Consider the following 14174-nt stretch of genomic DNA (forward strand, 5'->3'; position numbering starts at 1 on the left):
CACAACTAGTGCAAAACATTTTGCCATACAACTATATAAACATCTGTTTTCGCCAAGTTAGTTCGTACAACAAATGGTGTCATAAAAGTATGTTTTCTACAATCTCATCAAAAACATGCTTACCAATTTTTGGAAACAGGAAATTTTATTTTATATAAAATATAGAATTTTGATAAATTTAACTTTTTTGTGAGATTATGCAGCGATAAAAATAAATTTAGAGGGAAAGGTTATGGCAATAGAGAAGGAGAAGTTTTTTGAAATAATAAATGAGGTAAGTGAAAGTAGCGATTTGGATGAAGATAATTTACTTGAAAAAATAAAGAATGAGTTAAAAGGAAAAGATGCAGGAGAGTACAACAAGTTTAGTAAAAATTTTAGTAAAGAACATCAATTTAGTATAAAAATTTCAGAAGAAGCTGCAGAAGATTGGACGTTGTTACATCTTGCTACAGCATGCAACAATATGTTAATAGTGGAACTTTTACTAAAAAAGAAAGCAAGTGTTAACGCTCGAGTAAAAGATGGTTCTAAAAATGATGGGCTAACTGCTTTGCATATTGCTACTTCTTGTGGACATGAAAGCATGGTAAAACAACTACTAAGTGATGATCGAGTGAATCCTTCATTAAAAAGCAAAAATAAGACTCCAAGAGAGGTGGTAGGCAATACAGAAAATAAGGAAGCAATATTACAAATGTTAGAGGAAGCAGAAGAAAATTTTTATGTAAAGCATAAGAAAAAAACTGATATATCAGCAGATGTTATAAATTCTGTGAAACAATACAATACCATACGTAGTAGTGAACAGGCTCCCATTACGTGTGGAAGTAGTGACAATATAGTAAGTGAGCAATACTTACATGCTGGTGTTAAGAATATTGTAGAAAAATTTGAGTCACCGCAAAGAGGAAGTGTTACATGTAGTGGTAAACAGACTCCTATTGGTGAAAGCGTTAGTAGTGACGACAGCGGTCTAGAGTCTGAGGCTACATTTGATACTTCTTTCTGCTCCGAAATAAATCACGACGGGACAGCTAATGAAGTTGATGACCAAATTTTAGAAAGTCTGCAACCTCAAATTCAGCTGCAAGATAGACAAATTCGGAAGTTAGAAAAGCCAGGTAAAGAATTAAAACATGTTGAGAAAGAACTAGAAAAGTTAAAGAGTGACTTAGCTGGACATGAGACTCGGTTAGAAATACTTGATAAACTCAGTGAAGAGAATCAATCACTAAAACAACAAATACAAGATCTAAAAAGTAAAAATACAACACTTAATAGTGAATTAAGCAAAACCAAAGCAAATAAAGTATTACTAGAAAAAACAGAAAAAGGACAACTGTCTTTCTTAAAAATTGCTTCTGTAAACTTTGCAATCATGTTGACAGTAGGTGTTGCCTTTAGTATAGCCTTCCAATTACCAATTCTATTGATGATTGCAACTTCTGTGATGTCTTCATTGATAGTCGGTGGAGTTACATACGCACTATCACCGCAACCTACTGAATTAAAAGAAGTAAGTATTCAATGCTCAATGCAACATGATGCTTGTAAAACTTAACTTGTGCGCTTCCTGGTAATTTTGATATAGTTATTTCAGTTGAAATTTACAGATTTACAAATGGCAAGCTTAAGTGTAAGAGAAGCGTTATGCACAGCAATCAGAGAAGAAATGCAAAATGACCCTGATGTATTTATCATGGGTGAAGAAGTTGCAGAGTATGGTGGTGCTTATAAAGTAACAAAAGGATTACTGAAAGAGTTCGGAGAAAATAGGGTAGTTGATACACCTATTACCGAACATGGATTTGCTGGTCTTGCTGTTGGAGCAGCGTTTGCTGGGCTCAAACCTATTGTTGAGTTTATGACTTTTAATTTTTCTATGCAAGCTATTGACCAAATTGTGAATTCTGCAACAAAAACAAATTATATGTCAGGTGGACAACTTGGATGCCCTATAGTGTTTCGTGGACCAAATGGTGCTGCAGCAAGAGTTGCAGCACAACATTCTCAGTGCTTTGCATCTTGGTATTCGCATGTTCCAGGGTTGAAAGTAATAGCACCTTACTTTGCCTCCGATTGCAGAGGTCTGCTTAAAGCTGCAATTCGTGACCCTAATCCTGTAATATTTCTAGAAAACGAGATCGCTTATGGACATGAGCATGAAGTTCCTGACTCTGAGCTATCAAATAAAGATTATCTACTTGAGATAGGCAAAGCTGCTGTTATACGGGAAGGAAAGGATGTAACTATCACTGCTTTTTCATTGAAACTAATGGATGCGTTAAATGCAGCAGACTTACTCTCTAGTGAAGGAATAGAAGCTGAAGTTATTGATCTTAGAACCCTAAGGCCACTTGACACTGAAACTGTTATTAATTCTATTAAAAAAACTAATAGATTGGTCAGTGTAGAAGAGGGTTGGCCATTTGCAGGAATAGGTGCAGAGCTCTCGGCTGTGGTTATGGAACAAGGATTTGACTATCTTGATGCTCCAGTTGTACGGGTAACCGGCAAGGATGTCCCCTTACCTTATGCTACAAATTTAGAAAAGAAAGCATTACCACAAATGGAAGATATAGTTGAAGCTGTGCACCAAGTCTGCTTTAGAAATAAATAGCCCTATTAACCCTTTTTTTTCTTTCCCGTTCCACATTCTTCCATAAAAGAGGCATTTGTAGAGTTTATACCACCCATTACTTTTATGACAATAGTTTTAGCGCCAAAAAACACAGCACAAAATACACCAAGTGCAAAAAGAGCAGGCCACGGCATTCTACCAAATATCGCAAGTAAGGCTGCTCCTATTATCACTACGGTCATAAGCGGTCCACCTATTCCCCAAACGTAACCAATAATATTACATATTACTTGAGCAGTTGTATCAGTATCAGTATTAGTATTAGCACTTCCAGCGTGAGAAAAAGAAATAAATAATACTATAAGTAGAATGCAAAAAACCTTTCTAATTGTAGGGTTCATCCCTATACCTTAAGTTTAAATATTATAATTATATCTAAAATAGTATAATTTTCAGTAAAACTAGCATTGTGATTTATACAATATTACATAGCAAACGATGTCTATTGGTTGTCAATCATTGCCAATTACTTGAGAACTTATTTCGACTTTCGAAAAAGAGCAATAACACCCATGAGTAAAATTTCACATTACCACTTTTATGTGTTATGATAAGCTTAAATTTATAAAGAAAATAAAATTGAAAGAATTGAGAGAGAACCGGATAGCAAGAACGAGAAAGTTTTTATCTTCACTGTTTTTTTTGCTACTAATTGCGCTATCAATACGTAGTTTTTTATTTGAGCCATTTCATATTCCTTCTGGTTCAATGAAAAGCACTCTACTTGAGGGAGATTATATTTTTACTAGTAAATATTCATATGGTTATAGTAAACACTCTTTTCCATTTTCTCCAAACATCTTTAGCGGTAGAATCTTTTATACCCCTCCGGAGCGTGGTGATATAATAGTTTTCAAGCCTACAAGAAATGACAGCATTAGATTTGTTAAGCGGGTAATAGGAATACCGGGCGATAAAGTGCAAATGATAGAGGGGGAGTTATATTTAAATGATCAGAAAGTAAAGCGAAGACAAATTGAAAATTTTTTTGATTATGAGTCAAAGCGTAATATAGCAAGATACATCGAAACACTCCCAAGCGGCAAGGAGCATGAAATTCTAATAGATAATCTTTCTAATAAGTTATCATACAATACTCCAGTTTATTATGTGCCTGATGATCAATTTTTTGTTATGGGAGACAATAGAAATAATTCTTTTGATAGCAGGTTTTCTGAAATTGGGTTAATACCAACTGAAAATATAGTTGGGCGCGTAAGCATGGTTGGTTTATCGTTTAAATTAGGCAAAGTTGATTGGTTGCCGTTTGATTTTAGGTTACCTATTGCTCTGAGATTTAACAGGGTACTTCACAAAGTTTTATGAACTCTATCTGTCTGCTGATTCGCATAATTCTAAAGCAGAGTTTTCTAACTCAGAGATAGCATTATTAATGTTGTCTAAGTCATTTTCCTGTAAAGCGTCTTTTGCGTTCTGTAGTAAAATTTTTAACTTTTGCTCAGTGGAAACATTTTCAACTAGATGTATGAGCTTGTTACCGTTAATTTTAGCCTCTGCAAGGGAACGAGCCTTCATGTCTTCATCAAAGTTACTTACTGACTGATTGACCATATCTTGAATATCTTCTTCACTTAAGCCAGAGCTTGAATTTATTTCAACTGTCTGTTCGACTCCAGTAGTTTTTTCTCTTGCAGTGACAGTCAATATTCCATCAATGCTAACTGTAAATCCTATTTCAACTTTTGCAGAACCTGCAGGCAATTGTGGTATACCTTTGAGTTCAAATCGTGCTAGAGATTTATTATCTTTTATCATTTCACGTTCTCCTTGACAAACGTGAATTTTCATTGCTGTTTGCCCGTTAGCGTAAGTTGTAAACTCTTTTATTTCTGAAACTGGTAGTGGTGTATTTCTTGGTATAATTTTTTCAACTATTCCCCCCATAGTTTCTATGCCAAGTGATAAAGGCAGCACATCAAGGAGAATATTCCTATCTTTTGAGTTTGAAGTTAAATAATGAGCCTGCAAAGCTGCCCCATTGGCAACTGCTTTGTCCGGATCCACATCATTCAGCACTTTATTGCCAAAGAGTTTGATTAGTGAATTTTGCACTAATGGCACTCTAGTTGCGCCACCAACTAAAATTACCCCTTTTATATCATCGATTTTAAGATCTATGTTGCTTATAGTACGAGTAACTATATTTATAGTCTTATTAACCAAAGGACTGATTGCTTGCTCGAATTCTTCTTTGGTAATTTTGCACTTAAATAATTCACCATTGATGCTGAATTCAAAAGTGCCAGATGCATTTTCACTTAGGTACTCTTTTATAGCACGTATATTGCAGATACCAGTTTTAGTGTATGAATGTTGTAATTTGTAGGTAGTTGTATAAGATGGTGTCATTCCAGTGCTTGACACTGGAATCCAGTTCTTATTATATAACTTTCTGGTGTGTTCACTTGCAATCAAACTTTCTGGATCCCAGTGTCGGAGCACCGGGATGACACTAGAGCATTTTTTATTTAAACCTACCTGTTCTCTATACTTTTCAAGCACGATTAAACTAAGTAGATGATCAAAATCATCACCACCAAGTTTAGTATCACCACCAACTGCAAGAACTTGAAACACTCCTTGATGTAATTTTAATATTGAAATGTCAAATGTTCCACCACCGAGGTCATAAACTGCATATATGCCACTGTTATTGTTCTTTTCAATGGAGTAAGAAAGTGCTGCAGCGGTTGGCTCATTAACAAGGCGCAAAACCTCTATACCAGCTAATTTCGCTGCATATTTGGTTGCATTACGCGCTGAATCATCAAAATAAGCTGGCACAGTGATCACTGCTTTGTTAACTTTCATCCCTGTGAATTTTTTTACCCTCTTGCATAGAGTTTTTAGTATCTCAGCAGAGATCTCAATAGGAGTGAGATACTTTTCTTCTGAGCATTTTACCCTAATAACTTTTTCACTTTCGTTATCTATTTCACAATTGATACCTTCTTTATGCAAGTCTTTAACACTTTTACCCATTAAGCGTTTTATAGAGCAGATAGCGTTTTCGCCAACATCGTAGCCTACTTTTAGTACATCCTTTTCATATGAAATGACAGAAGGTAATAGTTCACGACCTTGCTCATCTTTAAATATTTCTACATTGCCAGCTTTATTTACCATGGCAATTAAAGAGTTAGTAGTTCCAAGATCTATACCAAAAACTACCTCATTTGAACTTGGTTCAGAAATTTGAACTGGCCGCATTTTCCTTCATCTCCTCAAATGACTTATATAAATATCTCAATCTAAAAACTTGCGTAGCAGCTTCATCAAAATTTTTTGTAGCAAAAGCATTAATTAGGTTTTTAGTACAATCTTTTACCTTTTCATCAATCATCCTACTTGCAAATTGTAAATCATCGCAGTCTAGAAAGTATTCTCTTATTTCCATTGATTCATTTAATATTTCAGGATCAAGATGCTCTTTTTTGCTTTTTACGTCAAAAAGATCCAACAAATGTTCGGCACGCTTTAGCGGTGACTTCAGTACCTGATAAGCTTTGTTGATATTTTCCATATTTTTGGACTCTCTTTCATTTATATCAGTTTTGCTTAGCTCAATATATTTTTTCTCCAGCTCATCAAAGCTGATGTTAAAAGCCGGTTCAATTCCAAATAATGTGAAATGGTTGCTAGACATGAAAACTCTCTCCACAACCACATTTTCCTTTCTCATTAGGATTTTTGAAAATAAAACCTGATGAGAATTTTTCCTCTACATAATCCATTTCAGAGCCAAGGATAAACATGATAGATTTTGGATCGATCAGCACCTTGACTTTTTGATCATCACTGCAGCTTTCTTCAATTACCGACTCCAAAGGACGAACATCATATGCATACTCAATATCATATTTTAAACCAGAGCATCCTTTTTGCTTAATTAGAACTCTTATTCCTATTGCTTCTTCAAGGTTAGCATGCTTCTTTTTGTCCAATAAAAACCTTACCCTCTCTACTGCATTTGCAGTTAGAGTGATAGGTTTTTTAACAGAATTTACTCCTTGAAATTCACTCATATTCCTCAATGTTTTTGTTTATTTTGATAATCATGAATAGCAGCTTTTATAGCATCCTCAGCAAGTACTGAACAGTGTATCTTTACTGGCGGCAAAGACAATTCTTCCACTATTTGAGTATTCTTTATCTTTGTTACATTCTCAATAGTTTTTCCTTTGATCATTTCTGTAAGCAAAGAACTTGAAGCTATAGCAGAACCACAACCAAAAGTTTTAAATTTTGCGTCTTCAATAACACCTTTATCGTTGACCTTTATTTGCAGTTTCATTACATCTCCGCATGATGGTGCACCAACTAAACCAGTACCAACATTTGGATCATTTTTATCCAGAGAACCAACATTCCTTGGATTTTCGTAATGATCTAAAATTTTCTCATTATAACTCATAGAACTACCCGTAAACCATTACTTACATTATAACATATTTAGGTTAAAAACTAAAGTAAAATACACTAGCAAGCGGTACATTTTACTCACAAAATATATAGGTTACGAGTGTATTTACTTTACAAATACATATAGTGCATGTCATTCTTTATATGGTAATTTTAGAAGGAGTATTTCTTGAGTTTATTCAGTAATCTTTATCAAGGACTATTAAAAACCTCCTCCCGTTTTAGTGATGGAGTAAAAAATATTTTTTCTGGCAAAAAAAAATTAGATCAGTCGCTTTTAGATGATCTGGAAGAGCTGCTGATTAGCATGGATATAGGTCATAAAACTTCTAGATTGCTTATTGATAAGCTCGCAAGTATCAAATTTGAATCAGAAGTTGAGCATAGCGTTATCACACAGCAGTTAATGAGCGAAATAGAATCGATATTAAACCCTGTAGTGCAGCCGCTCATTTTGAATAAAAAACCACACATAATAATGGTGTGCGGAGTGAATGGTAATGGAAAAACTACAACTATAGGTAAACTTGCCTATAAATATAAGGAAAAAGGGAAATCCGTTATGCTTGTTGCGTGCGACACATTCAGAGCTGCTGCGAGTGAGCAATTAAATATTTGGGCAGAACGTTCTGATTGCTCTATTGTTACTGGAGAGCACGGTAGCGATTCTGCAAGTGTGGCATATAGAGCTGTAAGTCAAGCGATAAAAGATAGCGTTGATGTTGTTTTAATTGATACAGCAGGAAGGCTACAAAACAATGTAAATCTCATGCAAGAGCTGTCAAAAATACATAGAACGATAAAGAAATTGGATGATACTGCTCCTCATGATGTTATTTTAGTTCTTGATGGAACTACTGGCCAAAATGCTTATAGCCAATTAGAGGCCTTTAGTAAAATGGTTGGTGTTACCGGGTTAATTGTAACAAAGCTAGATGGTACTGCCAAAGGTGGAGTAGTGATTGGGCTTGCAGAAGCTTATAAGGTGAAATTACACGCTATAGGAATTGGTGAAAGTATAGAAGACCTGAGGGAATTTACTGGCAAAGAGTTTGCTGAAGCGCTGTTTAAATGTGATTGAAGATTTCCTTTAACTTTTTCATATGACCAAGCTTCAATTTTTAGATGGTGTCATTCCAGTACTTCCTATCCGAGTAGCCTTTTCTTGCCATCCCAGTCTGGGATCCAGATTGCAAGTGGGTTGGGTGAGCCGTTAACGTATAAAAATTACTTCCGCATATTTTCAATCTCATTATAATTACAAATAGAGATATTTTAAGAGCTCAAAATCTATCTTTAGTCTGCAGACTTTTTAATCAAACTTATTAAAAAATGTATTCTTCAGTGTATATCTGTCTTATGTGCACTGCATTTTTTTTCTAACTCTTTTTTATACAGGAGGATTTTATGTCCAGAATTCCAGATACTTGACCTTTACTTTAGCTAAAAACCAACTGGTACCTATGGTTTTAGAAAGTGTAGGAAATAGAAACGTTTCTGTTTTTTGAGTAATTAAAAACCACTTCAGCTTGTCACTCATGCCTAAAAAGTAATTATATTAATGTAATATTGATACTTGTATACTAACATAAATATATTTTAAAAATTTAAGGAGTATATTATGACAATGTCTACCACAAATTAGTGAGAAATTAGCAGCTAGCGCAAAAAGATACTGTCCTTCACGTCAACAAGTTATTTAACTAAATTACAATCAAACGGTTGATTATTTTTTAGAATACCAAAAAACACATGCATTAGCTTTCTCATTAATGCAACAACTATAACCATTGGAAGTTTTCCTTTATTTTTCAAACGTTGGCAAAACTTTTGAAAGTAAGAATTATAATTCTTTACTACTATAGCTGGCATATAAAGAGCTTTACGAATACGCTCTGATCCTATTTTACATATTCGACTTTTTTTATTTACGGATGAACCTGATTGGTAATGCTCAGGATTTAGACCAGCAAAAGCTGTAAATTGCCTAGCATTATCAAAATTATCAACAAGTGGCATTTCTGCAATCACAGCAATAGCAGTAAGATACCCTATACCTTTTATGGTCTTGATGTTTTCTACCATATTTTTTAGGTGTGAGTAATTATTAACATGCTCATTAATTTCTTCCTCTATAGCAGAAATTTCTGTTTCTATTGTAGCAATTACCTTAAGTACAGCTTGCTTACAACGAGAATCCATATTTTTATTTTCCAAGCGATTCATTTGTTGTAACTTGTCGTCTTTAAGTGCTTGCAAACAACGATATAGATCTCTTAAACGCCTAACTTCAGGAGGAGTAGGTTTCCAAAGATTAGGTTTATTGGCAATACAAAACCTAGCAATCTTGGCAGCATCTAATTTGTCTGTTTTGTTTCGAAGTAGCTCACTTTTGCCAAAAGCTTTGATTTGAGCTGGGTTTATCAAACTTACATTATGTCCCAGGTCATACATAAAATTCACTATATCTTCACTATAACAACTTGTTGCTTCCAGACATAGATGAAAAAAATCTACTCCATGTCTATTGCACCAAGCTACAAGTTTTGCAAAACCTTCTTGATTATTATGAAAAACTTTATGTCGCTCTTTACTGCCTATCAATAAACAAACATCAAATTTTTTTTTAGCAATATCTACACCTAAAATAACATTTGTTTGCATAAACCAGCCTCCAAAACTATAAATAAAGTTGAGAGTTAGACTAACCTTGTGATACGGGATATAATTCCAAAGATACTGTTCAGTCTTTTAACTCTATATGGGAAGGGAGCAAAATCTTTTCGTCAGCCTTTTTGGCATAAGTTTCTTTTCGGCTTCACCTTCCCTGCAAGACATTTTAGCTACAATGCCTTACTCCTTGAAGATACAAGTCTCTTTGATGAGAGCGAAAAATTATTGCTTATAGCAGAGGAAATACACAATCAAGATTTAATGTATCTTTAATAACAAAAAAGAGGATATTCTATATCTTCTTTTTTTTATGCGATAATTAGCTACTTGTTTTCGTATTCGTTCAGGCAAGGTAGTTATGAGTAAAAACAGCAAATGGTCAGTGCGTGAAACTGGAATCCAGCTAAACACTTTACAATGTTTTTGATGACGAAAAGACTGGATGCCAGTGTCTGGGCACTGGCATGACAGGAGTGTGAGATAAGGCTACATACATACTCCAACAGGTATGATGGTGTCATTCCAGTGCTTGACACTGGAATCCAGAAAAAAAGAAGCCTATGTCACCTACTCAGATGACATTATGGAAGCTGGGATGACATCCTTCCCACAAGCAAAATGTTCATGCAGATAATATTTAATTGTGATTGAAGACCTCTTTTAACTCTTTTATATGACCAAGCTTAATTATCTCAATATCATGAGAAGAATAATTGCCATTTTTAGGCATAATCGCTTTTTTAAATCCTAACTTTTGTGCTTCCCTTAGTCTGAGATCAGCATGCGAAACATTTCTAATTTCTCCTGAAAGTGCAACTTCACCGCAGATTATTGAAGAAGTTGGTAGCGGTAAATTTACTAAACTTGAAATAAGGGAAGCAGCAACAGCAAGATCAGCTGATGGTTCCTGTATTTTGAGTCCTCCCGCAATGTTTAGGTATACTTCTTTATCATGCAAAAACATTTTACAACGAGCACTTAGAACCGCGATTATCATAGCTAATCTATTAATATCCCAACCAACTACTGCTCTTCTTGGAGTTGCCATATTAGTCCTTGCTATTAATGCTTGCACTTCCATTAAGATTGGTCTTGAGCCTTCAACTCCTGCAAATACGGCGCTGCCAACTACTTCTCTATCATGTACGGTCAAGAATAATGATGATGGATTATCAACAGGCATGAGTCCTGCTTTAGACATCTCAAAAACACCAATTTCATTTGCAGGGCCAAATCTATTTTTAATAGTACGTAAAATGCGATATTGATTACTATTTTCACCCTCAAAATATAGTACTGTATCTACCATATGCTCCAGGGTTTTAGGTCCCGCTATTTGTCCATCTTTCGTTATATGGCCAACTATTAAGAGAGAAACACCATATTGCTTTGCAAGAACAGTCAATTCATGAGCGCAGGTACGGACTTGAGTTACAGTTCCTGGTGCTGATGTGACTTTGCTATCATACATAGTTTGTATAGAATCAATTATCAAGAACTTAATACTTTTATTTTTCCTTATTGTTGCTACTACATCAGTTAAAGATACTGTAGATAAAAGCTTAATTTTAGGTTCATTTATCTTAAGACGCTTTGCTCTGAGGCTCACTTGCTCTAAAGATTCCTCGCCAGATACATAAAGACATTCAAAAGAGGAAAGTTGTACAACATTAGCTGCAATCCTAAGCAAAAGAGTAGATTTTCCAATTCCAGGTTCACCACCAATTAAAATGCTAGCACCTTGAACGATACCTCCACCAAAAACTCTATCTAACTCTTCTATTCCTGTTAAAAAACGATCGGGGGTAATAATTTCACTATCTGATAACGCTTTTATTGAAATTGGTGCAGATGTACTTCTCGTTTCTGTTTTTAGTACTATTTCTTCGACAACCGTATCCCAACTGTCACATGCAATACACCTTCCTACCCACCTTCCAGTGCTATGACCGCAGAATTGACATACGTATGCAGTTTTCATAAAAGCCAAAATTATAATTGTAATAAAAATTAGCTAAATAAGTGAAATAAATTTAAATAGAGAAAATTACCAATCACACTTTTTATCTTGTGGTTTTATTTGCAATATTGCTACTAAGCTGACTAATAAGCAAAAAATTACATAAAGCCCAGCAGCAAAGTCTATTTTAGGAAACATTATAGTAAACCAAGTGCATATCATAGGAGTAAATCCACCATGCAGGGCATAAGAAATGTTACGTGATAAACTCACACCACTAAATCTAACATTAGTAGGAAAAAGCTCAGCAGTAACTATCCCTATAGGATTAATACCCCTCTCGATTATAGAAAGAGCCATCACACTCAACATAATTATTAGGTAGCTTTTATAGTAATATGCAATAGATAACATAGGACAACATATTACCATTGTTATCACTATAAATAAGATTGCAGTGCGTTCTCTTCCTGTTTTATCAGCTAAAATTCCAAGCACTATTGAAGATATCGGCATTAATATACTGGTTATAATGAGTACAACTTCGTTGACATACGTTGTTACATAAGTTTCAACAGACACTATTTCTTTTGCAATTGTTCTAAGAAATATGGTAAATCCAACAGCAACATTAACAGGTACAGATATTAAAATGGCAAGTATCAGGGCTCTTTTATAGCGTTTTGTAAGCTCTATTATTGGTACATTAGGTAAATTTCTTTGTTCTCGATTTTTTTCATACGCTGGAGTTTCTCCTAGTGTATATATACTACATGCGCTTATTAATCCTAAAATGGCTGAAAAAATAAACGGCAGCCTCCAACCCCAAGCGTTAAAATCAGTGGTTTTTTTACAGATGATCACTGCAACGACAGAGAGCAATATGCCAATGGAGCGACCAAAACTTATTATTCCAAAAAACATTCCTAGTTTTTTCTTATTAGGTAAATGCTCTATGAGATAAACAGAGCTACCTCCTTGCTCAGCGCCAAGTGCAACCCCTTGTATCAGATGGATTGTAAGAAGCAACATAGTAGAGGTTATTCCTATTTTACTATAACTTGGAATAAACGCAACGAGACTAGAAGGAATCGATATTAGCAAGATAGCAATCGTTAACGCCATTCTCCTTCCATACCTATCACCAATGTGACCAAATACGAATGCACCAAGTGGTCTTACCATAGCGCCCAGTCCTGCAATTCCAAACAATTGCAATATGCTGTAGTAGATATCTTTTGCATAACAAAATTCTCTACTAATTATATTAACCAGATCAATAAAGAGCATATGGTCATACCATATTGCGATTCTACAGAGTATTGTTGCAATCAATACTCTTGTTTGTTGATTGTACACTTAGTTTAATTTGTAAATGTCTACTTATTTTTATTTTGGCTGCTTTTTAGAACTTTGCAACTCAAGCGTATGGCTTACATGTAAATATTATTAAAATTGGAACTTGCATAACCAGCCAGTCTAGGATCAAATAAGAAAATCTGGTCATGCGCTGGAATGACATGGTGGAATGTCCTTCTTGTCATTCCAGTACTCCTTTTCTTGTCATCCCAGTGCTCCGACACTGGGATCCAGCCTTTCTTGTCAGCAAAAACTTAGAGTAACTTTTGTGCTCAAAAAAAACTCCTGGATTCCAGAATCATGCGTCAATGTTAAACAAAGTAGCATAGAATTCAAGAGGACAATTCCTAGAGAATTACTAGACCCAAAAAAAGGTAAGTCATGCTAATGTGATTTGAAAAGGACAAGCTAAATTTTTTTAATCTACAAAATGGAAAAATATAATTGATTAAAGATAACGATTGAAAGGTTGGAAAAATAAGTTAAAGAAAAGATTAATCGATATTATGCTGTATATAGTTGAATTCATAAGCAAGAATAGCCTTTTTACATTCTATAAAAGCAACGGGAAGTTGAAAAATCTGTGCCAGAAAATTAAAAGGTACCACTGTTGCAAAAGGAGCTGTTACAAAGGGCCATTCCAAAAAATGTTGAGATCGATGTAGAAGAGCAAATTAATATTGCAGAAATTGACACTCAACTATGTAAGTCTATCAATGAAAATAGCAAGAATCTTAGTATACTCAACCTATATGTGAAAAACTAGCAAAAAAAGCCCAAAATGCTTCCAATTATTTCTTTTTAGCTGAAATAAAGCTATGTGATGCTTCAGAAGAAAAATTCATCTCACTCCAAAAATCATGAGATTTCAAGCATTCCCAACAAAAAATACAAAAGGAAGGTAAACGATGGCCCCACTGCCATTAAGTTAAGGGAAAGAGAAGTTAAGATTGGACAAAAAATTTGAAGTGATTGATAATTATGGTAAATACTAGGGTGAATTTTTAAGAAAAGGGAGTCTGAAAAGTGCAAGTTATTTAAAAAAGTAATAATTGCAGGTTATTTTGCAAAGAATGTACTAATGCAATGATACTG

Annotated in this window: 13 protein-coding genes; 5 read left to right on the plus strand and 8 right to left on the minus strand. The window is 34.6% G+C overall.

From position 1 onward, the window contains the following. Positions 1 to 232: 232 nt before the first annotated feature. Positions 233 to 1564, plus strand: coding sequence for an ankyrin repeat domain-containing protein (locus tag OPS21_RS04840; RefSeq protein WP_264337268.1), 1332 nt, complete (start codon positions 233 to 235; stop codon positions 1562 to 1564). A 60-nt stretch (positions 1565 to 1624) separates the two neighbouring features. Further along, positions 1625 to 2623, plus strand: coding sequence for a pyruvate dehydrogenase complex E1 component subunit beta (locus OPS21_RS04845; protein ID WP_264337269.1), 999 nt, complete (start codon positions 1625 to 1627; stop codon positions 2621 to 2623). Between the two features lie 5 nt (positions 2624 to 2628). Here the strand turns inward: OPS21_RS04845 and OPS21_RS04850 are convergent, their stop codons facing one another. Continuing rightward, entirely contained in the window at positions 2629 to 2985 is a 357-nt protein-coding gene (locus OPS21_RS04850; RefSeq protein ID WP_265027574.1) for a TrbC/VirB2 family protein, read from the minus strand. 199 nt (positions 2986 to 3184) lie between these two features. Here OPS21_RS04850 and lepB point away from each other — a divergent pair, with 199 nt between their 5' ends. Then, positions 3185 to 3970: a signal peptidase I gene (gene lepB, locus OPS21_RS04855; RefSeq protein ID WP_264337270.1), complete on the plus strand. Its 786-nt coding sequence runs from the start codon at positions 3185 to 3187 to the stop codon at positions 3968 to 3970. A gap of 3 nt (positions 3971 to 3973) precedes the next feature. Here lepB and OPS21_RS04860 read toward each other — a convergent pair whose 3' ends face one another. From OPS21_RS04860 to iscU, 4 genes are read right to left on the minus strand one after another with little or no spacing between them, the layout of a single operon-like run. Further along, the gene (locus tag OPS21_RS04860; RefSeq protein WP_264337271.1) at positions 3974 to 5875 is read right to left on the minus strand and encodes an Hsp70 family protein; all 1902 of its coding nucleotides are present in this window, start codon (positions 5873 to 5875) and stop codon (positions 3974 to 3976) included. Continuing rightward, the gene (locus tag OPS21_RS04865) at positions 5853 to 6311 is read right to left on the minus strand and encodes an iron-sulfur cluster co-chaperone HscB C-terminal domain-containing protein (RefSeq protein WP_264330518.1); all 459 of its coding nucleotides are present in this window, start codon (positions 6309 to 6311) and stop codon (positions 5853 to 5855) included. Before OPS21_RS04865 ends, OPS21_RS04860 begins: the two co-directional genes overlap by 23 nt. Then, positions 6304 to 6690, minus strand: a complete 387-nt coding sequence (locus tag OPS21_RS04870) for a HesB/IscA family protein (protein ID WP_006012614.1) — start codon at positions 6688 to 6690, stop codon at positions 6304 to 6306. The genes OPS21_RS04865 and OPS21_RS04870 overlap by 8 nt, the downstream gene beginning before the upstream one ends. A 5-nt stretch (positions 6691 to 6695) precedes the next feature. After that, entirely contained in the window at positions 6696 to 7079 is a 384-nt protein-coding gene (iscU, locus tag OPS21_RS04875) for a Fe-S cluster assembly scaffold IscU (RefSeq protein ID WP_007302620.1), read from the minus strand. Between the two features lie 177 nt (positions 7080 to 7256). Here iscU and ftsY point away from each other — a divergent pair, with 177 nt between their 5' ends. Continuing rightward, positions 7257 to 8168, plus strand: a complete 912-nt coding sequence (gene ftsY, locus OPS21_RS04880; RefSeq protein ID WP_127464245.1) for a signal recognition particle-docking protein FtsY — start codon at positions 7257 to 7259, stop codon at positions 8166 to 8168. Positions 8169 to 8782: 614 nt separating this feature from the next. Here the strand turns inward: ftsY and OPS21_RS04885 are convergent. The 3 genes from OPS21_RS04885 to OPS21_RS04895 all read right to left on the minus strand — a co-directional run bounded on the left by OPS21_RS04885 (position 8783) and on the right by OPS21_RS04895 (position 13079). Continuing rightward, entirely contained in the window at positions 8783 to 9751 is a 969-nt protein-coding gene (locus OPS21_RS04885) for a transposase (protein ID WP_264337272.1), read from the minus strand. Between the two features lie 646 nt (positions 9752 to 10397). Continuing rightward, a complete protein-coding gene (gene radA, locus OPS21_RS04890) occupies positions 10398 to 11741 on the minus strand; it encodes a DNA repair protein RadA (RefSeq protein ID WP_063631202.1) in 1344 nt (447 codons plus the stop codon). A gap of 66 nt (positions 11742 to 11807) precedes the next feature. Next, complete coding sequence (locus OPS21_RS04895; protein WP_143689067.1) at positions 11808 to 13079, minus strand: MFS transporter; 1272 nt, start codon at positions 13077 to 13079, stop codon at positions 11808 to 11810. A gap of 610 nt (positions 13080 to 13689) precedes the next feature. Between OPS21_RS04895 and OPS21_RS04900 the strand changes: the two genes are divergently transcribed. After that, on the plus strand, positions 13690 to 13845 hold the full coding sequence (locus tag OPS21_RS04900) for a hypothetical protein (protein ID WP_264336876.1): 156 nt from the start codon (positions 13690 to 13692) through the stop codon (positions 13843 to 13845). Positions 13846 to 14174 lie beyond the last annotated feature (329 nt).

The sequence above is a fragment of the Wolbachia endosymbiont (group B) of Chorthippus parallelus genome (assembly GCF_947251815.1).
GTDB lineage: Bacteria > Pseudomonadota > Alphaproteobacteria > Rickettsiales > Anaplasmataceae > Wolbachia.

Bases quoted from the DNA above. Each gene is read 5' to 3' on its own strand.
- OPS21_RS04840 (WP_264337268.1), top strand. From the start codon at position 233: ATGGCAATAGAGAAGGAGAAGTTTTTTGAAATAATAAATGAGGTAAGT.
- OPS21_RS04845 (WP_264337269.1), top strand. From the start codon at position 1,625: ATGGCAAGCTTAAGTGTAAGAGAAGCGTTATGCACAGCAATCAGAGAA.
- OPS21_RS04850 (WP_265027574.1), bottom strand. From the start codon at position 2,985: ATGAACCCTACAATTAGAAAGGTTTTTTGCATTCTACTTATAGTATTA.
- lepB (WP_264337270.1), top strand. From the start codon at position 3,185: ATGTGTTATGATAAGCTTAAATTTATAAAGAAAATAAAATTGAAAGAA.
- OPS21_RS04860 (WP_264337271.1), bottom strand. From the start codon at position 5,875: ATGCGGCCAGTTCAAATTTCTGAACCAAGTTCAAATGAGGTAGTTTTT.
- OPS21_RS04865 (WP_264330518.1), bottom strand. From the start codon at position 6,311: ATGTCTAGCAACCATTTCACATTATTTGGAATTGAACCGGCTTTTAAC.
- OPS21_RS04870 (WP_006012614.1), bottom strand. From the start codon at position 6,690: ATGAGTGAATTTCAAGGAGTAAATTCTGTTAAAAAACCTATCACTCTA.
- iscU (WP_007302620.1), bottom strand. From the start codon at position 7,079: ATGAGTTATAATGAGAAAATTTTAGATCATTACGAAAATCCAAGGAAT.
- OPS21_RS04885 (WP_264337272.1), bottom strand. From the start codon at position 9,751: ATGCAAACAAATGTTATTTTAGGTGTAGATATTGCTAAAAAAAAATTT.
- radA (WP_063631202.1), bottom strand. From the start codon at position 11,741: ATGAAAACTGCATACGTATGTCAATTCTGCGGTCATAGCACTGGAAGG.